Raw genomic sequence first — 22579 nt, 5'->3', positions numbered from 1 at the left:
GATGATTGAAGGAGGAACTTATGACGGTAATAGAGAAACTGAAACAATTAAGAACATTGATGAATGAAAGAAATATGGACGTATACATGATTCCAACATCCGATTTTCATGAAACGGAATATGTCGGAGAGCATTTTAAGGCGAGAAGCTTTATGTCCGGCTTTACCGGTTCGGCAGGAACACTGATCGTATGCAGGGACTGTGCTGCCCTATGGACAGATGGAAGGTATTTCATTCAGGCGGCAAATCAGCTGAAGGACAGCACGATTGATTTGATGAAGCAGGGAGAGGAAGGCGTGCCTGAGATTCCTGCATATATCCGTGAGCATATGAGGGAAAACGGTGTGTTTGGCTTTGACGGACGTGTCATGAACACCAGACTTGTACATGACATTATGGAGGAGCTGAAGGACAAGGATGTTACTATTTCCGCACAGGAAGACCTTGTCGGGATGATCTGGAAGGACCGCCCGCCGCTGCCTACGAAAAAAGGCTTCTTTCTGGAAGAGACATACAGTGGAAAAAGCACAAAGGATAAGCTGGCGGATATCCGTACAGTAATGCAGGAACAAAACGCAACACATCACATCGTAACCTCTCTGGATGATATCGCATGGATGATGAATATGCGCGGCTGGGATATCAGCTGTTTCCCTGTCATGCTGTGTTATCTGGTAATCACCCACAATGAAAACCATATCTTTATTGATGAGAATAAGCTGGATGAGCAGATGCTTGTGAACTTCAGGGAAAATGCTGTAGCGGTACATGCATATGATGATATTTATGCGTTTGTGAAAACCATTCCGGCAGATGCGTGCGTTATGCTGAATACAGGTGTTGTAAACTATGCAATCACACAGAATCTGAAGAAGGAGATTCGCATCATAGACTGTCCGAATCCTTCTCAGCTGATGAAGGCAAGAAAAAATGAAATCGAGCTGGAGAATAATCGCAAGGCGCATATCAAGGATGCTGTTGCCATGACGAAATTCATGTACTGGCTAAAGAATAACATCGGCAAGGAAACAATTACGGAAATCAGTGCCAGTGATTATCTGGAAAGTCTGCGTCGAAAACAGGAACACAATCTGGGGTTGAGCTTTTCTACAATTTCCGCATACAAGGAGCATGCCGCAATGATGCATTACAGTGCCAGTGAGGAAACCAATGTCGAGCTGAAGCCGGAGGGGATGCTGCTGGTTGACAGTGGAGGACAGTATCTGGAGGGCACAACAGATATCACCAGAACCTTTGTCCTCGGACCGATCTCCGATGAAATCCGTACACACTATACATGTGCACTGCGTGGCATGATTCAGCTGAGCAGGGCAAAATTTCTTGAAGGCTGCCGCGGTATGAATCTGGATATTCTCGCAAGAGGTCCGTTATGGGAAATGGGAATTGATTATAAATGCGGAACAGGGCACGGTGTTGGTCATCTGATGAATGTACACGAGGGGCCAAACGGCTTCCGCTGGAAAGTGGTACCGGAAAGAAATGACAGCTGTGTTCTGGAGGAGGGGATGACCCAGTCCAATGAGCCCGGTGTTTATGTGGAAGGCTCCCATGGTATCCGGCATGAAAATGAGCTGGTGGTACGCAGAGGTGAGAAAAACGAATATGGACAGTTCATGTATTTTGAAACGATCACATTCGTACCATTTGATCTGGACGGGCTAGACGTTGATCTGATGACGCGCTATGATATTGCGTGGCTGAATGCATATCACAAAGAGGTGTATGACAAGGTTTCTCCTTATCTGAATGAAGCGGAAAAGGAATGGCTGAAATACGCAACCAGAGAAATTTAATAAACAGGACAGGGCGGTCGCTCTGTCTTTTTGATGTCAGGAAGCTTTTTGGATGTGGTAGCGGAACAGGAGCACTGATATCGTATTGCTGGCGCTATTATAGAATGGAACAATCATCCTTCCTGTGTTTTGTTATTGCAATATGCCCGCTTACAGGTATAATGTTACATATGGTGATATTATGAAATCTATATTGGTGGAGCTTACCTGTCCCCGCTGCTTTTACAAAACACATAAAAAGAGTGAAACCTTGATCATGCCGGAGATGGAGCCGCAGTTTCGGAAGGAGCTGCTGGAGGGGGTATTCTTTAAAAAAGCCTGCCCAAGCTGTGGAAAAATCAATACCTTTCTCCATACGATGATATATGTTGATAAAAAGCATCGCTTTGTGTTGCTGGTTAAGCCAAAAAGTGATTTGACAGATAAGGACTTTTCTATTTTTCAGTCTGAAAAAAATTGTATCCGCCGCTACCTTTGCGATCCGTCACAGGTCGCAGAGAAAATCAGAATGCTGGAGGATAAGCTGGATGATCGGGCGATGGAGCTACTGAAATTAAAAATCATTCTGCGGGAGAAGAAAAAGGGAAGGCTGCCGAAGAATGTCGTCTATCAGGATCAGGAGACAGATACGGTCTGGTTTCATGTACAGCATGATGAAGTAGAGGATGTGATTGGAATATGGAAGACATCCTATGATGCAATCTGTTCGAAATTGCCGCCGCAAAAGAATCAGTTTGAGGAAATTGACAGTTACTGGGCAGTAGATTATCTGAAACAGTCGAACGAAAGTCATTGAGTAATATAGGGAACTGGCATATAATAAGGGAAATGATGAGGGACTCTATATGAATCATATTTCAGATACAACAGATATCGGCATTACCTTCCAGATGACACTGGATGCCTTTCTGGATGAAACACATCCGGTAAAGGATACAAATCAGAATACGTATCGCGACGCACTGAAAAAGCTGGAGGAAGCCAATCACTGCCGCAGCTCGCAAAAGAAACAGACGATTGCAAGAGAAGCGCTGGGGATTTGCACAGACTGTATCGAGGCTTACCTAGTGCTGGGAATCAATGAACAGAATATGTACAGAAAGCTCGGTATGCTGAAAGAGGGCATGGAGCTGGCAACTATGAATCTGGGAAAGGATTTTTTTCTGCGGGATGCATCTGATTTTTTTGAATTTGATGAAGCAAAGCCGTTGTTTCATATCAAGTTCGCTTATGCGGCATCTTTGTACGAGGCCGGATATATGAGGAAGGCGCAAAGACAGTTTCAGGAGATTTTAAATCTGAATCCCGAGGATCTGTTTCAGGTGCGGCACTATCTCATGAGCATTGCGTTGTATTTTGAGGAGCTGGAGTCCTGCAGAGAGCTGCTTGATAAATATCGAAGGAATGATGCGTTTTGCTGTTTTATTCGATTTCTTTATCTTATGAAGGAGGAGGATTTCGAACAGGCAAAGCAGATGATTTCGCTACTGAAGGAAAAGAACAGCTTTCTATATGATATATTGACATACAGAAGCATGAATGCAGTTGTAACACAGGGGCTTCCCCTGGAAGGCAGTCTGGAGGAAGCCGGTTATATATACCGTATCATTTCCAAGGTTGTACAGCCGATGGAGTATTTGCATATCTTTCTGGTAAAAAATGAAGCGAATGGTTAAAACAAGACTGCGAACGTATATTGGCATCCAGGTGGGTGCTTTTTTTACAGAGAGGCAGAAAACTAGCTTTTCACTTCTTTTATGACGTAGAGATTTTATAGAATTTTCTGTATTTCCGACAGGATTTATGCTACACTGTAAATACAAAAAAAGGAGAGGTCGGTCTATGAGAAACTATATAAATAATACATTGCATTCACATCTAATTTATCCGCAAAAGTCCCGGCCTTTCAGTAGCTCAACCGCTTGCTAGAAGCGTTTTTTCTTATGCTTTCATTCATTCCTTACAGTTATTAAATAGCTTACAGCAGCTGAACACCGCTTGTCGGCGGTAAGGACTGCCTTGTTTTTGTTGCATCCGTTCCTGCGTATGATACGAAACAGCAGATACTTCTATTTGCTAATAAAAACAACAGCAGAACAAGAGCACCACCAGATCATATCCTTAAAGTACAGATAGCAATAGGAGAAAGAAAGGATATGATTATGACAACAAAAATGAAAACAGAAGCAGCAGCTATGATTAGCTGCTATGATAATAAAAAGAAATATGACATGTACTGTAAAAAGCTATTATCAAACAAGCAGATTCTCGCCTATGTGATGAAGGGCTGTATTCCGGAATACGCAGATACTCCACTGGCGGACATACCGTCCTATATCGAAATGTCTTCCATAAACACAGCAGACTGTGAATATATCGATGATCATCAGATTGAGGTCACGGATGAAGCCATACCGGGGGCACAGATCAAATACGACATTCAGTTCGAGGCGACAATCCCCATGAAGCAGAAGGAAGACGATAAGAGCACACCTGCGGATAAGAAAGTTCGCATGATCATCAATCTGGAAAGCCAGGCAAAGGATGATCCCGGTTATCCTCTGATCAAGCGTGCTTTGTATTATTGCAGTAGATTGATGGCAAAGCAGAAGCATCCAAAGAATGGATTTCAGCATTCGGATTATGACAGGATCAAAAAGGTCTGTTCCATCTGGATCTGTATCGGACATAACAATCAAAAGAATGATGTCATTAACACCTATAGGATACAGGAAACATGTGAAACAATGATATGGCATGCCGCAAGGGAGGATTATGACTTGCTCACAGCAGTCATGGTGTATCCAAAGAAGGAAGGCATACGAAAAGCGCAGAATATTCCGAATGCGGTAGAGCAGGAGGATGAGAACAAGCAGAGACTGCTGGAGCTGTTAAAGATTTTGTTTATAAAAAATCTCGTTATAGAGGATAAAAAGGAACAATTACAAAAGACGTATGGTATACTAATGGAGAAGGAGATAGATAAGGAGGTTATGGATATGTGCAACTTTAGCGATTTCATTGAACAAAGAGGGATTGAAAAGGGGTTGGAGCAAGGACTGGAAAAAGGCTTATTACAGGGAAAAGCTGAAGGCAAAGTGGAAACAACACTGCTATATGTAAAAAAACTAATGCAGAAAATCGATGTCAGTGCAGTGGATGCCATGAATATGCTGGATGTTGAAGATGATATTCGACCTGCGATTTTGCAATCTCTACAACTATCCTAAAAAGCTATACCTACAATATTTTAAAGGGCTGTTTCATCACAGCTCTTTTTCTGCATACATTACAGAAGCGATAAGAGGCATTAGCTAACCTTTAATCATCATCGATTTACTATCTTTTTGACGATAATCTGTGAAAAACTATAGTAAAGAAGTAAGAATGTGACATTTATGTGATTTAAACTTCCAAATATTGGAAATTACCTCTATAATATATGAGTAGCATTACTAGAGAGTGAAGTTAAAGGCAGGGATATATATGAATGTTAGTAGAGATAGATTATCAGTTATCGGTAAACTGATTGGCATTTACAGAGAAGAACGGCGGGGTAATACACAAAATAGTTTTACTCTGAAGAAATTTTGTGATGGCATTTGCAGTATAAATACGTTAAAGAATATCGAAGCTGGCGGATTGAGCAGATCTGAGGATGTTTATATTGAATTGTTGGATAAGCTGGATTTGAAGTTTGGCGAATTTCCTGTTATAGATGAAGTGCTAGATAGACTTTTAATGAAATTATATAAAGCTATAGAATTTTATGATATTGATGAAATAGAATTAGTTTCTGATAAAATGATACGTGTATTAAAAGAAGTTAATAAATATGTTTACTATTCAGAAGTTGAATCAATTGTAAATGATTTGAGAGATTATTATTTCAAGGATGGATATATTGATGATGTTGTATATCAGAAATACAGAAGTATTCTTTATCAGTTTGAATTAAAATATATGGATCTATTAAGAATTTTAATGTTTCCAAAAATTGAATGTAATAGCATAAATAACCACAATGAATATATAGAAGAGATAGAATTCATAAAATTATCTGATGCTAAATTGTCATGTATAAGACTAAATCTTCTGCATTACTATTATACACAGAATAAGTATTTAGAAATGAAAAACGAAATTGAATCTTTAGAGAGCCATTTCATGAGAGAATCCAATCATATTAGGTTATTAGATACATATAATTATGCTATTGTGATGTTGACAGATGTGAATATAGATTGGAGTTCAAAATATCTTAATAGGATTGAGGAGTTAGTATCTGAGTGTAACTTACCAAAAATTAAAATATGTGAAGTATATGCTAATATAGGATGTATATTTCATATGATAAAAGATTATGCAAAATCTTTGGTATATTATGAGAAAATGCTTACTTACGGATTCAATACATTAACTAATCTAATTTATATGGCAGATTGCCAAAATAGATTAGGAAGGCCTATTAAAATGCCTATCATCGAGAACTTTGAGTATGATAAATACCCAATAGATTTGAAATGTATGTTTAAATATTTCACTTTAAGTGAAGATACTCCGGTTTTTATAAAGCAAAATTATATTTTAAAGAAAATTCTACCGTATTTACATGATAAAGAACTAATTGAGATATTTAGATTTGAGCTACTGAAATTACTAAATTACACGAATCAATATAAACTTTTACATGTTTTTGAGACAGGAATTCAGCAAAAATTTTAAATTGAAGTTGACGGTTTTATCTAAAAAAGCATTTAATCGATCAAAAAAAAGTTTTATGTTAACTGTTTCCCTTTTCATTGAATAGAATTATTAAATCATTTAATATATGGATGTCGATGATGATATGCATATGGTCTACTTTGTTGTAGGTGTATTAAATGAAAAAGGTAATTTTAGCTGGTGCATGTGGTTTAAGTCTGTTATTTGCATGTGCGTTCGGATTAGAAACAAAACCAAATCTTAATGTAGCTGGTTCTGGTGGAAACATACATGTTAGAGTCTAAAGTTGAAAACTACTTCTTTTCATAAGAAGTTTTTTCTTTTACAGCCCGAGTTGACGGTTTTCTTGAAAAACTGTAATAATCGCCAAAATTTTTATTAAATGTCAACTTACATGAAATCCATTGTATAAATTCACTATTTCTAGTAACATATAGGTGTCTTGAAGAGGGTGGGCTTCGAGACACTGGGGATCACTTCGGTGATCATATGGGAATCGTATTGATGGAGATTGTGAAAATGGTCTTCCCCAAGCCCGTTTATTCTCATGTACACTCTTAGTAAATAAACTGATACTGTTTACAAAATCAATACGAATGGGGGATTACAAGAACAGCAGCTTTGCTCGACAAGGTTGCTTTTTTTGTTTTCTTCGGCTACACTTAATGTGGAATATGGAGAGATGTGCATGAGTAAACTCTTATTGAAAAATATAACAAAATCCTATGGGGATATTAAGGCAGTACGCGATTTTCATCTCGAGCTCTCGGAAAAAAGCTTTATTGTGCTTGCAGGTCCATCCGGGTGTGGGAAAACGACATTGCTTCAGCTTGTCGCAGGATTTCTGACTCCGGATTCAGGAGAAATATATATTGATGATCAGCTTGTCAATCAGAAAACACCTGCTCAGAGAAGTATCTCCATGGTATTTCAGGAAGCTGCATTGTTTCCTCATATGAGTGTTTTGGAGAACATAACCTTCGGTCTTGCTCACAGCGGAATGAAGCAGCAGGATATAAAGGAAGCTGTCTATCAGATATGTGAAGTGCTGGGTATCTGTGACTTACTGGAACGCAAAGCGCGTGATTTATCAGGTGGGCAAAAACAGCGTTGTGCGATTGCCCGTGCACTCATAAGAAAACCATCGTTGTTTCTGATGGATGAGCCTCTGAGTTCTCTGGATGCGAGACTTAAGACACAGCTTCGAATTGAAATTGCGCAGCTGTATCAGAAAAACAGTGCCACCTTTCTCTATGTAACACATGATCAAATGGAAGCAATGACACTGGCGGATATTCTGATTATTATGAAGGATGGAGAGATTCAGCAAATGGGAAATCCGATTGCCATTTATCAAAATCCAATCAATCTGTTTACTGCCTCTTTTTTAGGTGTATATGATATCAATCAGTTTACAGCAGTCCTTGCACAAGGGGAGCTTTTCTTTCATGAGCAGAAGATACCATGGCTGTCAGATGATAAAAATCTTTCCGTAATACTGGCGGTGCGTTGTGAACATGTCATTGAGGTATCAACAGGTGGTATATGCGGCAGCATTGTATTGGTTGAACAGTCCGGTGAGCAGGTGTATTATCATATCCAATATGAAGAGGGAGTCGTTATTATGAAGTCAGATACTTCCCATATCCATCAGCGCATGGAGAATATCCGGTTCTGGATTGACTGGGAATATGTACTTCTGTTTGATGCCTGTACGCAAAATCGTATATATAAGATGAAATAAAAAAGCCGTATTCCCGTATTTTCTCCTGCTGAAGAATGTGGAATCGGCTTATTTTTTTATACCATTTAAACAAAGCACAAAAAAAGATTCCGTTAGGAATCTCTTCTGATCTATCATGGTGGAGCGTATCGGGATCGAACCGATGACCCCCTGCGTGCAAAGCAGGTGCTCTCCCAGCTGAGCTAACACCCCATCTCGATTGCTTAATAAATATATCATGCAGCAGATAGCCTTGTCAATGCTTTTTTTGATTTTTTTGATAAAATGATAAACGGAATCGTATCGATTACCAAGGGAATCCCTGAAAGTCAAAGCAATCCTTCACTTGCAAGGAAGCTTTGTTTTTTTGTTTTTATCTATATGCTCTATCATTTAATAAAAGCAGTTTTTCACATAAAGTTATTATGGATTACTTGAAGCTTTGATTTAATTTTTTATTTCCTCCAGTTATGACAGTAAACATAAGGCTGAAAATTTGTTCAATCTGCTCTGCTGTAAGGTATACAGCCGCGGTAAGCGGATATCATGAAACTTGGTTTCCGACTGTCGGCTTCGAAAGTAACATGAGCCTTCCAATCTGCCTTTTTTGATTCCTCTTTTTCCCTTCCTCTCTACTTTCTGCTTAAAACCTTTTATGATTCCTTCTTCCATCCCCTCTTCAAAGCTGTCCTTAAAGCCATAGCGGTAACGTGTATGCAAAGGCAGGTATGTAATCTGCATACATAAGCATACAGCTTCCATGCTTTACACGATTCGTGATAATTTGGCTACCATCCAGTCAGAGTGTTCCCGGCAAGACGGTCGACTGGAGATAAGCAGACTGCATGCTTATGATATATCCGTAAAAAGAATAGGGGATTGCAAGCGAAAGAGAAATCGTCTAAAATATAAGAAAACTTTTGAGGGGTGATGTTGTATGAAAATAGCAAAGGAGGCACTGCGGCTCAGCTTTCCTGTGATGGTCGGCTATGTATTCCTCGGAATCGCTTTCGGTATTCTCTGCCAGCAGCAGGGCTATTCCATGCTCTGGGCGTTTTTGATCAGTCTGAGTGTGTATGCCGGAAGTATGCAGTTTGTTTTACTGACATTCTTTCATGCCGGATTTTCACTTGTGGAGGTAGCACTGGTCACACTTACCGTAAATGCAAGGCAGCTGTTTTATGGTCTTTCATTTCTGAAGAGCTTTCCGGCGATGGGAAAGAAACGCTGGTATATGATGTTTTCCCTGACAGATGAAACCTATTCCTTATTGTGTGCAATTCCGAATAAGGAAAGCAGAGAGGGGAAACAGCTGATGTTCTGTATATCGTTATTTGATCAGCTGTATTGGATAATAGGTTCCGTACTCGGTGCAACCATCGGCTCTCTGCTCGCCTTTGATACCACGGGAATCGATTTTGCAATGACGGCTTTGTTTACTGTCATCTTTGTGGAGCAGTGGCTGGCAGCGAAGCAGCATGGTGCTGTCTATATCGCAATAGCCGCGATTCTCATTTCCACTGCACTGTTTCAGTTATCTAACTTTCTGCTGCCGGCGCTCATACTGCTGGTCATTCTGCTTGTCATCTTTCAGGACAAGGTGGAAAAAAAGGAGGATGCATCATGATAGGTATTACGGATAGCCTGCTGATTATCGCAGTTGCGGCGGTTTGCACCTTTCTGACACGTGCGCTTCCCTTTATGATATTCAAGAACGCAGAAGCACTCCCGCGGAAGATTGTATATCTGGGGAATGTGCTGCCTATGGCGATCATGCTCTGTCTGATTGTCTACTGTGTACGCAATACGAGTTTTTTTCAATATCCGTACGGTCTGCCGGAGCTGCTGGGAATCGGGAGTGTCGTACTTCTTCATGTGTGGAAACGCAATAATATGATCAGTATCATCGGAGGAACCCTGCTTTATATGGTGCTGGTACAGCTGGTGTTTGTATAGCTTTGAAGGATGCTTTGAACCAACTAAAAACGTAATGATAAGGAAAGGCGTGTTCCGTATTGATGAATTCTGTACAGGGACACCCTTTTTCTGTGAAACAGTGAAAGCTGTGTGTGCTTTAGAAATGGGACACAGACACATCACATTTTACAGTTATAAGCCGCAGATCTTCAGGGAAATTTCTTATACCGCGCTTTGTTTACGCAGTTTTACCACACAGAGCAGTCTGATCTTTTGGCTTCTGGATATCCGTCACGGTATGAAAATTCTGTCAGGTAACGAAGCACGGTGTCAGGGTGCTGAGCAAGTATGAAAAACTCAAATAAAAAAAGCCATGACAATCATCATGGCCGGCACACAGATGCAAAGAAGGCGTCATATTGTTCCTTGAATACCGAATCCTTCAGTGTAATGTAATTAAATTCATGGAGAATATGGAAATCATACAGGTCGATCACTTCCAGTTCTCCTTTTTCTATCTCTTCTCTTGCGGCGGCTTCATACAGAAAGCTGATTCCCTGATTGTTTCTGACGAGCGTTTTGATAGCCTGTACATTGCCGATTTCAATCACCCTCTGAAAGGAGGCAATGGATAAATTGATTTCCTGCATGCCGCGCTCCAGTATTTCTCTGGTACCACTGCCATCTTCCCGAACAATCAGTGTTTCCTGCACCAGATCCTTCAAACAGCGTACCTCCTTTTGCAAGGTATAATGCTTTCCTTTTACCGCAACATAGCGCTCCTGCGACAGCAGCTTCCAGTCATAGGTCTGCTTTGGAAAATATCCCTCAACAAAGGCGAAGCCGATATCCCCGCTGTTCAGCATCTGTAAAAGGGTTGCTGTGTTTTCCACAATCATGCACAAAGAGGTCTCCGTATGCTCAGCGAGAAAGCTGTTCAAGCGCTGTGGCAGGATAAACTCCCCAATCGTCAGCGTGGCACCAAAGCGCAGGGCGGGTGTTTTCTGATTCTGCTTCAGCAGACTGCGGATCATTTTCTCATCCGCAACCATGGTACGCACTTTCTCAGCCAGCAGCTTACCCTGAGCCGTCAGATTCAACTGCTTTCCGTCATAAAAAAACAATTTGCAGTCATATTCCTTTTCCATATATTTGATATGCTGCGAAACCGCAGGCTGTGTAATGCATAAGATATCCGCAGCCTTCGTATAATTTAATGTTTCAGACAGCGTAAGGAATGTATATAAACGAAAATCCAGCATGTTCTCATCTCCCAATTTCTGTAAGGTAAGTATACCACGAATAAAAGAAGAGCGAAAGAAAAACAGGTGTCTTTAATATGTGTACAGATGTACTTGTTTTGTTTACGTTGAGAAAACTCTTTCATAAATGTTACATCAATTTTTCATTTTAACTTTCATTTTATTTCATTTGTGCTATAATAGTGCTTACTAACAGAAAAACATGCTGTTGGATGAAGTATAAGAGGAAAGGAAGGTGCCTGATTATGGCCGAAAACAGAATTTACAATTTTTCAGCTGGTCCATCCATGCTGCCACTGGAGGTGTTGAAAAAAGCGCAATCGCAGATGCTGAATTACGAGGAAAGTGGCATGTCGGTTATGGAAATGAGTCATCGATCCAAAGCCTATGATGCGATAATTACAAAAACACAGGAACGAATGCGTTCCATCATGAATATACCGGATAACTATAAGGTTTTGTTCCTGCAGGGAGGAGCAACCTCTCAGTTTTCCATGGTTCCCCTGAATCTGCTGCAGAAGGGTACGGCAGATTATATCGTGACCGGATATTTTGCAAATAAGGCGTATGCGGAAGCAAAAAAATACGGGGAAATCGTTCTTGCAGGCTCCAGCAAGGATGCGGATTATTCCTATATACCCGCACAGCAGGAGCTGCAGCTGAATAAGGATGCAGATTATGTATATCTGTGTGCGAACAATACGATTTACGGTACCGAATGGAAATATGTTCCGGAAACGAACGGTGTGCCGATTGTTGCCGATATGTCCAGTGACATTCTGTCCAAGCCGGTGGATGTATCCAAATTCGGCATCATTTTTGCCGGAGCACAGAAAAATATGGGGTGTGCCGGTCTGACAGTCGCAATCGTTCGTGAAGATTTGATCGGATATGCAAAGGATTTCACACCGGTGATGATGGACTATGCTCCCCTTGCCGACAAGGATTCCATGTACAACACACCGCCGACCTATGCAATTTATATTTTGGGGCTGGTGCTGGAATGGATTGAACAAATGGGCGGACTCGAGGTCATGCAGAAGCGAAATGAAGAAAAGGCGAAGCTGCTGTATGACTATCTGGATAACAGTGCTTTCTATACAACCACCGTACGCAGGGAGGATCGCTCTTTGATGAATGTAACCTTCCGTGCACCGAATGCAGAGCTGGATGCGTTGTTTGCCAAGGAAAGTGCCGCAGCCGGTATGAGCAATCTGAAGGGGCACCGTGCAGTTGGCGGAATGCGTGCATCTATCTACAATGCCATGCCGCTGGAGGGTGTGCAGACACTGATTGCATTTATGAAAAAATTTGAAGAGGAACATAAATAAGGGAGATAATTATGAAAATAAAGCTGTTTAATAAAATTGCGGATGCCGGAATCAATCAGTTTGATCCGATTGCATATGAATTTTCTGAGGATTTTGACACGTATGATGCCATTATGGTGCGTAGTGCGAAGCTGCACGATGTGGAATTTCCCGCCGATCTGAAATGTATAGCCAGAGCCGGAGCAGGGGTAAACAACATACCGCTGGATCGCTGCAGTGAACAGGGAATTGTCGTTTTCAATACGCCGGGGGCCAATGCCAATGCCGTGAAGGAGCTGGTAATGGCAGGACTGCTGATGTCCTCCCGTAAGATTACAAAGGGCATCGAATGGGTCAAGACTCTGGAGGGTGACGATATTTCCAAGGCTGTGGAAAAAGGAAAAAGCAATTTTGTCGGTCCGGAAATTGCAGGTAAAAAGCTGGGCGTTATCGGACTTGGTGCGATTGGCGTACTGGTTGCCAATGCCGCAGCCGCCATGGATATGGAGGTTTTCGGATATGATCCGTTCATCTCTGTAAAAGCCGCCTGGACCTTAAAGGCAAGGGTGCACCATGTACAGAATCTGAAGCAGATTTTTGAGGAATGCGATTATATAACCGTACACGTTCCATTCAGTGATAAAACCGCAAATATCATTGATGCGGAAGCGATTGCGGCAATGAAGAGCGATGTGCGTGTGCTGAATTTTGCACGCGGCGGTCTGATCGATGATGAGGCGATGATGAAGGCGATGGATGAAGGAAAGATTGCAGCCTATGTAACGGATTTCCCGACAAAGGAGCTGTTGCAATATGAACAGGTGATCGGAGTTCCTCACCTTGGGGCCTCCACTCCGGAAAGTGAAGAAAACTGTGCGGTTATGGCTGCCAATGAAATCATGGAGTATCTGGAAACGGGAAATATTACCCATTCTGTGAATCTTCCGGATATGCAGCTTGCACAGGAATGCAAATACAGAATCTGCATTATCAATAAGAATGTGCCGAATGTGGTCGGTGCCATTACCACGGCACTTGCCAATGTCGGTGTGAATATCGAAAATATGGCAAATAAGGGGAAAAAGGATTATGCATATATGATCCTTGATACCAATGATGAAGTCAGTGAAGAACTGATGGAACGACTGCGCAGCCGGGAAGGCATTATCAATGCGCGTTTGATTACTGCAAAGGCATAACGCAACGAAAAGCACCTCAATGAAATGAACCCCAAAGCTTGAACAGTCAAAGGAAAGGGATTCGCTTCACAAGGTGCCTTTTTTTTAGTTTCTTTTAAAAGGTATAAACAGAAAAAAATATGATTTTCGTTACAGGAGATGTCAGTACAGACTATCGATGACCTCACTGTAAGCTTTCATAGGCTGTCAAAGTATACAGGGAGTGTAGCATACTGGAGATGACGTTCGCTGATTACAGGAGATATCCTGCTGATAGCAGCTGCTTTTCCATACGAATTGCTGATGAGCTTGCTTGCTTTTCTTATTATATATACAGATTATCTTTTATGTACAGGTTATCGTCTCATTGCCAGTCACCCTGATTTGAAAAATATTAGAAATTTTCAGAGAATTCTGATATAATTCTATGTATTTGTTTAGGATCGTGCAAAGGAGGAATTCGATGCGTTCTTTGATCATTGCGGAAAAGCCGGAGCTGGGTAGAGCGATTGCGGCTGCGATTGACGGCAGCGGTAAGGAAGTCCGCGGCGTCATACGTAAGCAGAATGTCATTATCACCTGGGCATACGGACACCTTCTGCGCCTGTGTGAACCGGATGAGTATGATGGGAAATATAAAAAATGGAAAAAAGAGGATCTTCCGATCTGCTTTGAAAACTGGAAGCTGGTTCCCGATGGAAATAAAAAGGACCGTGTGGAACAGATTATGGCACTGATGCAGGAGTGTGACCAGATCATCCATGCAGGTGACCCGGATGATGAGGGACAGTTTCTGATTGACGAAATTCTGGATTACGCACAAAATGAAAAGCCGGTCAAACGGGTATATATCAATGACAATACGCCGGCAAATATCAAAAAGGCCTTTCATGATCTGATCGATAATGATGAAAAACTGCGTGCTGTGGGTAGAAGCGCCTATGCCCGTGCAGTTGCGGATTATGTAGTGGGAATCAATTATTCCCGCCTGTTTTCCCTGCTTTTGCGAAGAAAAGGCATGAGCGTGGGACGTGTGCAGAGTCCAACGCTGGGATTGATCGTCATGCGTGATGAGGCCATTGATCATCATGTGAAGCAGAAATATTATGAGCTGCATACCGGTGGACATATCGCAGAGCCCGATACATCCATCCGCTTTCAGCTGAAGCCGAAAAGTGATCTGCTGGATGATGGAAAGCATATTCTGCATCGCAATATCATGGAGGATATGGAACGTGATATCATGGCCAAGCCGGATCAGAAGGTGAAAATCGATGAGAAATTCATGGATGTGAAGCCGCCGCTGCCCTTTAACCTTGCGAAGCTGCAGGCACATATGAATGCCAGATATGGCTTTGATCTGAGCAAAACGGACCAGATTACCCAGACACTGCGTGACCGCTATCAGGCCATTACCTATAATCGAAGTGACTCTCAGTATTTAAAGGAAGAGCATTTTCAGGAGGCTGACAAGGTGCTGCCGCATGTCATGAGCAAGCTGAATGAGCAGTATCCGGTGGATTACAAGCTGCATTCCGAATGCTTTAACGACAAATATGTGACGGCACATCATGCCATTATTCCAACCATGTCGGATTTCAATATCGCGCAGCTGCTTCCGGATGAGCGAAGGGTGTATGAGGAAATCTGCCGGTACTACATCATGCAGTTTCTGCCGCCGATTCGTAAACGGCAGCTGAGTGCGATAATCAAAACGGAATATGGGGATTTGCGAGCGACCAGTACCTATGTGCTGGATGAGGGCTATAAGAAATATTTTACGCCGGAGAAGGAGGACAGCCAGGAGGAGGAAGAGGATGACAGCCGCTTCGATTTGCCGAAGGGCACCTATCCGATACAGCTGGTAAGCAGTGAACTACAGGAAAAGGAAACCAATCCGCCGAAGCGCTATACCCAAGCCAGTCTGATCCGGGATATGACCAGTATTGCCAAATATGTACAGGATAAGGAAATCAAGGATATTCTGAAGAAGAAGGATAAGGATAAAAAGGGAGAGAACGGATCGATCGGAACAAGTGCGACCCGCTCACAGATCGTGGAGACGCTGATCAAACGCCGGTATGTGGAAATGAAGGGGAAAAACATTATCTCTACTCAGCTGGGAAAGGACTTTTACCACCTGCTGCCGGAGGAGATCAAAAAGCCGGATCTGACCGCAAAATGGTGGGTGATTCAGGAGGATATCAAGGAAGGCAATGCCGATGTGAAAACCCTGGTGGACAGTGTGCTGGAAGCCTTTGTGCCGCATTTGAAAAAGGATTACTCCCATCTTCGTGTATCCGGTGAGGTGGAAATCGACGATGATCGCAAGGCGGTCGGTATCTGTCCTGTCTGTGGGAATAAAATTGTTGAAAACAGCAAGGGCTTTGGCTGTGTGAATTATCGCAACGGCTGTAAATTCGCTTTGTGGAAGGAGGACCGTTTTTTTCAGTCGATTGAAAAAGAGGTAACCCTACCCATGGCGGAAAAGCTGTTGAAGGATAAATATTGCCTGGTGAAGCTGAAAGAGGGCGAGCAGGAAATCATTAAGGTGCTGCAGCTGGGTGTCAGAAACGGACGGGCAGTCTACCGTCTGGTGGATGTGCCGAAAAAGGATACGTCCGCAAAACAGTCCGATGCAGAAGCAGCCCTTCATGCGGAGCAGAAGAAGACATAAAAAAATTCCCACAATCTCATAAAGAGAATGGGAATTTTTTTTCTTATACCATTGTATAAGTTCTACAGAGCCGAACAGATACTACTGTTCTTCGTAGTAGCATCCTTCTTCCTGTGAAGGAGGAAAACGTCTGCCCTTTTCAACGTCTACGTCACCGTACATTTCATTGCCATCTTTGTCATAGCATGTGTATTTGCCGGTTTTTTCGCAGTTCATTCCTGGGCGGTATTTCTTCTGTGCCATTTCTAACACCTCCTGATAGTAGTATGGGAAAAGCTTATGAATCTTATACATAAACATTGTTTTTTTATTGAAACTTGGTAAAATGAATGTAGATGGAGGATATGCGTATGAAAATTCTGGCTAGTGATTATGATGGGACTCTTCGAACAGAGGAGCTGGTTGATATAAATGATGTCCATGCGATACATGAATTTCGTGCAGCGGGAAACATGTTCGGTCTGGTTACGGGAAGAAGTATGGAGTCCATACAGACGGAGATTCAAAAAAATAAGATAGAATTTGATTTCATTGTGGCAAATAACGGCGGTGTGATCTATGACCGTGATTTTCAACGTCTGCAGGTGCTGTATATGGATTTCAACAAGGCGCTGGATATCATCGCATATATCAAAACCCTGGATTGTGTATCGTATGTTATCAATGACGGCTTCCACCGGTTTAAATTTTCCGTGGATGAGAATCAGATTGATCATAAATACGGCAATATGCCGGATACAAACGAGCATGAGGAGGAGGTATTGGACCGCGGGAAGATATCCCAGCTGGTTGTTTCCCTGAACGACACCATGCTTGCGGAGGAGATCAGTCATTACATCAATACGAACTTTAAGGGCTATGCTGTTGCCTATGTGAATGTGAACTGTGTGGATATCGTGCCGGAGGGTGTTTCCAAGGCAGAGGGACTGTATTTCATCGAACAGCATCTTGGTCTGGAGCATGATGCCATCTATGCCATCGGAGACTCCTTTAATGATATTCCCATGATTGAGGAATTTCACGGCTGTGCCATGATGCATGCAAGAAGTGCAATCGTGGAGCCGGCAGAGCATGTGTTTATCAGTATTGAGGAATGCATTGCATTTCTGATGAAGCTGTAACAAGAAGACAGCGGCAGGAGCTTTCTTTATATTATATATAAGACAATTGCTTGCATCTGAAAGGGCATCTCATATGCTCTTTTTTTGTGGACTATGGATGATGTTATAGGATTGATACTGTGCAATCTCTGCCTTTACAGCGTAAAAATATAGCAGGGGGAAGACGGTATGATCTGCATTTCTCAATTTGACAATAAAACTTGTACCTATGCTAAATACCCATATGTAGGTTATGAAAATGTATATGTAACTTTCCTAGTGGAATAGGAATGCATATATGCATGCATAGAGATGCTTCTGCCTTCACGATTCCTGTTGACTCTCCACTACCTTGTGGTACAATATAGATGAAGGAAGTACCTTGTGTCGTAAAGTAGAGGTGAGTCCATGTACGATAAAACACAGCTCATGCGAGGGAGTCTGGAGGGCTGTATCCTGAAAATCATTGAACAGCATATGACCTATGGCTATGAAATCCTCATGAATATGAAGGAAGCCGGCTGGATTGATGTCACAGAAGGAACGCTGTATCCGATTTTGCTGCGGCTGGAAAAGCTGCACTATATCCGTGCGGAAAAAAGGGATTCTCCACTGGGACCCAGGCGCAAATATTATCAGATCACAGCAGAAGGCCGCGTGTATCTTCGGGATTTTTATACGGAATGGAGTAAGCTGGCAAAAACGATCGACAAGCTGTTTGAAGGAGGTGTGAACGATGACCGGTAATGAATATAACGACAAAGCAAATCTCAACCATGAATACATGATCGTATATCAGGATATGCTGCGCTATCTGAGCAGTAAGGACATTTCCCTGCTGGTCGCAAGGGATATTCGAGACGATATTCTGGCTATGGCACTGGAAAGTCAAACGCGCGGACTCAAGGTAGAGGAGGCATTTGGCGATTATCAGAAATTTTGTGATGCCGTCTGTGCGAATGCGGTACAGGAAACACGGCTGGAAAAGCTGCTGCGCTGGTGGAGGCTGCTGTCCTCCCTTTTGGTATTGTGGGCGCTGCTTGATGTTATCGGAATCGGAATCGATGAGAGCGAATATGTGAAAAACGGTATGCTGTTTGTGTCATGGAAGACCATCATGTTTTATATCATGCTCATTCTAGGAAGCACTGTGCTAGTACAATGGCATAACCGGCGCAGCTTTCATCGTATTCTGGGCGCATGGTACACATATTTGATCGCATATGGCGTTTTAGCTGTGGGTTTCAAATTTGTTCTCTACCTACTCAGTTCCTGCTTTCATGTTTCCACAGGGATGCTTTCCATACCACTGTGGCTGCTTGCGCTTCTGGCGATTAGCTGTATTCTATCCTGGATTGCCTATCATTTTCTATTAGAAAAGCAGTTTCGTTTATATCGGGGGATGCAGGAGGAAGCGTAACGCTGCACAACCTCAAGCCATGCGTGAATTGCTGCATGTCAATATGTATGACAGCAGGAGTATGTATCCAAAGAAAAAAGGGTACGCTTTCTGGTGGATACGCAAAGCTTAAGGATCATAATAAATGGCGCCCGATAATCAGCGGTACCGTGTTTTGCAGCGGAGGGCTTCACAGAGGATCATAAGTTTTGGGGGTGTCCGATGCAGCAATCCACCGGGTGAGGCAGAAGGTAGCTGCAGGTTTTTCGGCGTTGCGCTTAGGGATTGTAAACTGTGTCTTTCTGAAGGTGTGCTACACCTTGGATTATGATGCTACAGAGCACTGTACCAGTTTCATGAGGGATGCAGTCCTCCTTGATGATTTTAAAGCAGTTTTTCCTACATGGTATAGGATACATCCTGTATCTGATACGGTATGCGATCGAGAGCGCCCTGTGTCTTTCTTACAGTCAGGAATATAAGGCGGCTGTATGATGGTGTCAGGTTGTGTCGAGGAAGTATGCATTCCGTATCAGATTTTTCTGTTTTTATTCCAGCTTCTTTTATATCAATAAAAAACGGGCCTTTCAGAACGGAAAATGCTTCTGAAAGGCTTAACCAACATCAGAAAACTATAGGTAGACGAAGCACTTTGTGCTATAATATAAAATACGAGAGGAGTGTTTTTATGCTCAATTATTTCACTTTGAACAATTTACGGGAATTGATTCAGCAGCTGCTGGACATTGCCTGTGTCTGGGCACTTGTCTATTACTGCCTGAAAATCGTGAAAAACAATTCGCGTACCATCCAGATATTCAAGGGGGTACTGCTCATAGTCATTATACGTTCCGCTGCCAGCTTTCTGGGACTTCACACCGTCGCAAATCTTGCGGATTCCATCATGAATTGGGGTGTGGTTGCGGTCATCATTATCTTCCAGCCGGAAATTCGTAGTATTCTGGAGAAAATCGGTAAAACCAATGTGTTTTCCCGTATTTCCACGCTGACGATCAATGAACGTGAAAATCTGGTGGATGAGCTGGTCAAGGCCTGTGCGGAAATGTCGAAGACTAAGACCGGTGCCCTGATATCCATCGAACAGGGACATTCTCTCAGTGACTATATCAAAACCGGGACACCGATGAATTCCGTTGTATCCAGCGAGCTGCTCTGTTCCATTTTCCAATACGGAACGCCGCTGCATGATGGTGCCGTGATCATTCAGGGTGTGAAAATCGCCTGTGCGGCTGCCTATTTTCCACCAACGACCAGAGAGCTTCCGACAAGCTACGGAGCAAGACATCGCGCTGCGGTGGGAATCAGCGAAATCACCGATTCCATCACCATTGTCGTGAGTGAGGAAACAGGTAATATTTCCATAGCGGAGGGTGGTAAGCTGACCGTAATTTCCGAAGCGAGTCTGCGGGAATTCTTAATGAATGTTGTCTGTAAGCAGCAAAGCACTGCCGTGCATGACAATCAGGAGGAGCCTGCCGAGCAGGTCAGCACACCGCCGCCTTACGACGGTAAGAAGCCGGGCGTATTTGCGCATTACTTTAAGGGGAAAAACAAGCGGACAAAGAAGGAAGCGGCAGACAAGCGTTATACAAAAAAGAAAAAGAGCGAAGAACAGGATAAGAAGGAAAAGGATGTTGTTGTCGTTGAACAGGAAGTGGATCGACTGCATATCGAGGACCTCACACAGAAACAGGATGAGAAGCTGGACGCCCTGTTTGAAAATATCGTAACCGACTCGGAGAAGAAGGAAGAATCGGCTGCGGAAGCGGATGAACCAAAGCCGAAGAAGCGAAAAACGGCAGTAAGGAAAAAGCCGGCTGCCGCTGTAAAAGAGGAATCACAAAAAGCGGCAGAGGAAACGAAGCCTGTGAAAAAAACACGCCGTAAGAAAAAAGCAGAACCGAAGAAGGAGCCGCCGAAAGAGCAAACAGGGAAAACCATTATGACGAATATGGCAAGTGATCTGTTTAATGATGTTATTGAACCTGAGGCGATCGTTCTGCATTATGTGAAAGCGGATGAGGATGAAGAAACTCCTGAGAAAGCTAAAGAAAGGAGAGATTCCTAATGGCAAAGAAAAAAAAGAAAACACAATTAAGCTCGGAAGGTAAGACCGAACTGGCCAAGGCGATTGCCGAAAAGAGTCAGACGTTTGCCAGAACCTATGCAAATGTGGAAATCAAGGTCGGCAAGTTCTTTCGCTGGATCAGCGGATGGCTGGATAAGCTGCTGTTTAATCAGAAGCACGGCAAGGTCGTTGCGCTGATACTGGCTATTTTGTTTTACGTGACCTTTAATTCCCAGGGGGCGAACTTTCTCGAGAATGTGAAGAGTGCTGAGGATCTGGGCGAATTTCCGGTATCTCAGGTCTTATCGAATCAGGCCTATGAGGTAAGCGGTCTGCCGGAGACGGTCAAGGTGCGCATCATCGGAGATCTGACGGATATCAAGAGCGTTAAACAGCAGAAGAATTTCAAGGTGATAGCGAATATGACCGATCTGACCGAGGGCACGCATGAGGTGAAGCTGACAACGGAGGCGATGCCTGCGCGTGTGGAGGTTGTGCTGGAGCCTTCCACCGTCGTTGTTACGATAAAAAAGAAATCCATACGGCGTTTTACCGTCGGCTATGACTTCGTCAACCGCCAGCAGATGGATTCCATATATGACCTGGGGGAACCGCAGCTGCAGCAGGGTGAGGTTCTGGTTCGCTCCGATAGCGATACCCTGGATAAAATTGCATTTGTAAAAGCACTGATCAAGGTGGATAAGGATGTGAAAACAGATTTTGAAACCAAAGCGAACATCGTTGCATATGATGCAGATGGAAACCTTATGAAGGTGGACATTATACCGGATACACTGAAAGCCAGTGTCAAGGTAACCAAACCAAGCAAAGACGTACCGATCACACTGAATCCAACCGGTGTGATTCCAAATGATAAATCAATAGAATCCTATAAGCTGGATAAGGATCATGTGACAATCTATGCGAAGCAGTCTGTGCTCGATAACATTAACGAGATACCGATTACCATACCGGCCTCTACACTGACGAGCGATCGTGAGATTTCCATGCCGATCATTATGCCGAACGGTGTAACGAAGATTTCCAGCAATATTGCCAACATCTCCATCAAGCTGACGGATACGAAGGAGCGGGTCATCAGGGATGTGCCGATTGCCTTTAAAAACAGCATTGACGGACTGAATTTCACGGTTGCGCAGGGAAGCTCCTCCAGTGTAGATGTAACGGTCAAGGGAGCGAAGGATATCATCAGCAAAATCAAGAAAGAGGAGCTGCAGGTGTATGTCGATCTTTCAAAGATTGAGAAAGCAGGTACGTATGAACAGCCTTTGATCGTAGAGGGCAAGAACAAGCTGGCAACCTACGTATTGAAGAATGGTAGTGTTAAGGTGACTGCGACAGGCAGTGTAGCCGACGAATAGGAA

General features: G+C 42.9%; 18 protein-coding genes and 1 tRNA gene. 16 read left to right on the top strand and 3 right to left on the bottom strand.

The genetic code is table 11. The annotated features are described in order from the left end of the window. Positions 1 to 20 precede the first annotated feature (20 nt). From ACG3M1_RS17545 to ACG3M1_RS17520, 6 genes are all read left to right on the top strand, one after another. Positions 21 to 1814, top strand: coding sequence for an aminopeptidase P family protein (locus ACG3M1_RS17545; RefSeq protein ID WP_022300209.1), 1794 nt, complete (start codon positions 21 to 23; stop codon positions 1812 to 1814). A gap of 181 nt (positions 1815 to 1995) precedes the next feature. Next, positions 1996 to 2610 carry a CpXC domain-containing protein gene (locus ACG3M1_RS17540; protein ID WP_233105191.1) on the top strand — a complete coding sequence of 205 codons (615 nt, stop codon included), beginning with the start codon at positions 1996 to 1998 and terminating at the stop codon, positions 2608 to 2610. Between the two features lie 49 nt (positions 2611 to 2659). Beyond that, positions 2660 to 3490: a hypothetical protein gene (locus ACG3M1_RS17535; RefSeq protein WP_008818893.1), complete on the top strand. Its 831-nt coding sequence runs from the start codon at positions 2660 to 2662 to the stop codon at positions 3488 to 3490. A 480-nt stretch (positions 3491 to 3970) separates the two neighbouring features. Then, a complete protein-coding gene (locus ACG3M1_RS17530; protein ID WP_055200318.1) occupies positions 3971 to 5044 on the top strand; it encodes a hypothetical protein in 1074 nt (357 codons plus the stop codon). Positions 5045 to 5300: 256 nt separating this feature from the next. Further along, positions 5301 to 6539: a hypothetical protein gene (locus tag ACG3M1_RS17525; protein ID WP_022300460.1), complete on the top strand. Its 1239-nt coding sequence runs from the start codon at positions 5301 to 5303 to the stop codon at positions 6537 to 6539. Positions 6540 to 7227: 688 nt separating this feature from the next. Next, positions 7228 to 8283 (top strand): ABC transporter ATP-binding protein, encoded by a 1056-nt coding sequence (locus ACG3M1_RS17520; protein WP_009270904.1) that lies wholly within the window; start codon positions 7228 to 7230, stop codon positions 8281 to 8283. 116 nt (positions 8284 to 8399) lie between these two features. Here the strand turns inward: ACG3M1_RS17520 and ACG3M1_RS17515 are convergent. Then, positions 8400 to 8475, bottom strand: a tRNA-Ala gene (locus ACG3M1_RS17515). 724 nt (positions 8476 to 9199) lie between these two features. Here ACG3M1_RS17515 and ACG3M1_RS17510 point away from each other — a divergent pair. After that, positions 9200 to 9889 carry an AzlC family ABC transporter permease gene (locus ACG3M1_RS17510; RefSeq protein WP_009588646.1) on the top strand — a complete coding sequence of 230 codons (690 nt, stop codon included), beginning with the start codon at positions 9200 to 9202 and terminating at the stop codon, positions 9887 to 9889. Beyond that, positions 9886 to 10218, top strand: a complete 333-nt coding sequence (locus ACG3M1_RS17505) for a branched-chain amino acid transporter permease (protein ID WP_002609431.1) — start codon at positions 9886 to 9888, stop codon at positions 10216 to 10218. The genes ACG3M1_RS17510 and ACG3M1_RS17505 overlap by 4 nt, the downstream gene beginning before the upstream one ends. A 344-nt stretch (positions 10219 to 10562) precedes the next feature. On the opposite strand, the gene ACG3M1_RS17500 is transcribed toward ACG3M1_RS17505, so the two are convergent. After that, complete coding sequence (locus tag ACG3M1_RS17500; RefSeq protein WP_054344390.1) at positions 10563 to 11441, bottom strand: LysR family transcriptional regulator; 879 nt, start codon at positions 11439 to 11441, stop codon at positions 10563 to 10565. A gap of 245 nt (positions 11442 to 11686) precedes the next feature. Between ACG3M1_RS17500 and serC the strand changes: the two genes are divergently transcribed. The 3 genes from serC (at position 11687) to ACG3M1_RS17485 (ending at position 16606) form a co-directional block, all read left to right on the top strand. Next, entirely contained in the window at positions 11687 to 12772 is a 1086-nt protein-coding gene (serC, locus tag ACG3M1_RS17495) for a 3-phosphoserine/phosphohydroxythreonine transaminase (RefSeq protein ID WP_008816882.1), read from the top strand. An 11-nt stretch (positions 12773 to 12783) separates the two neighbouring features. Beyond that, entirely contained in the window at positions 12784 to 13950 is a 1167-nt protein-coding gene (locus ACG3M1_RS17490; RefSeq protein WP_008816881.1) for a phosphoglycerate dehydrogenase, read from the top strand. 442 nt (positions 13951 to 14392) lie between these two features. Beyond that, positions 14393 to 16606, top strand: coding sequence for a DNA topoisomerase (locus ACG3M1_RS17485; RefSeq protein WP_008816880.1), 2214 nt, complete (start codon positions 14393 to 14395; stop codon positions 16604 to 16606). 81 nt (positions 16607 to 16687) lie between these two features. Here the strand turns inward: ACG3M1_RS17485 and ACG3M1_RS17480 are convergent, their stop codons facing one another. Then, positions 16688 to 16849, bottom strand: coding sequence for a hypothetical protein (locus ACG3M1_RS17480; RefSeq protein ID WP_008816879.1), 162 nt, complete (start codon positions 16847 to 16849; stop codon positions 16688 to 16690). A gap of 107 nt (positions 16850 to 16956) precedes the next feature. On the opposite strand from ACG3M1_RS17480, the gene ACG3M1_RS17475 reads away from it, so the two are divergent. From ACG3M1_RS17475 to ACG3M1_RS17455, 5 genes are all read left to right on the top strand, one after another. After that, a complete protein-coding gene (locus ACG3M1_RS17475) occupies positions 16957 to 17727 on the top strand; it encodes an HAD-IIB family hydrolase (protein WP_002609439.1) in 771 nt (256 codons plus the stop codon). Between the two features lie 387 nt (positions 17728 to 18114). Continuing rightward, on the top strand, positions 18115 to 18453 hold the full coding sequence (locus ACG3M1_RS17470) for a PadR family transcriptional regulator (RefSeq protein WP_008816877.1): 339 nt from the start codon (positions 18115 to 18117) through the stop codon (positions 18451 to 18453). Beyond that, positions 18443 to 19126, top strand: coding sequence for a hypothetical protein (locus ACG3M1_RS17465; RefSeq protein WP_008816876.1), 684 nt, complete (start codon positions 18443 to 18445; stop codon positions 19124 to 19126). Before ACG3M1_RS17470 ends, ACG3M1_RS17465 begins: the two co-directional genes overlap by 11 nt. A gap of 667 nt (positions 19127 to 19793) precedes the next feature. Beyond that, positions 19794 to 21194, top strand: a complete 1401-nt coding sequence (gene cdaA, locus ACG3M1_RS17460) for a diadenylate cyclase CdaA (protein WP_008816875.1) — start codon at positions 19794 to 19796, stop codon at positions 21192 to 21194. After that, positions 21194 to 22576 (top strand): CdaR family protein, encoded by a 1383-nt coding sequence (locus ACG3M1_RS17455; protein WP_002609444.1) that lies wholly within the window; start codon positions 21194 to 21196, stop codon positions 22574 to 22576. Before cdaA ends, ACG3M1_RS17455 begins: the two co-directional genes overlap by 1 nt. The last annotated feature ends 3 nt before the right edge of the window (positions 22577 to 22579 follow it).

The organism is Clostridium sp. 10cd* (assembly GCF_044336395.1).
GTDB classification, from domain to species: Bacteria; Bacillota_I; Bacilli_A; order Erysipelotrichales; family Erysipelotrichaceae; genus Clostridium_AQ; species Clostridium_AQ innocuum.
Note: the sequence above shows the minus strand (reverse complement) of the source record. Positions and strands in the feature narration are given on the sequence as shown.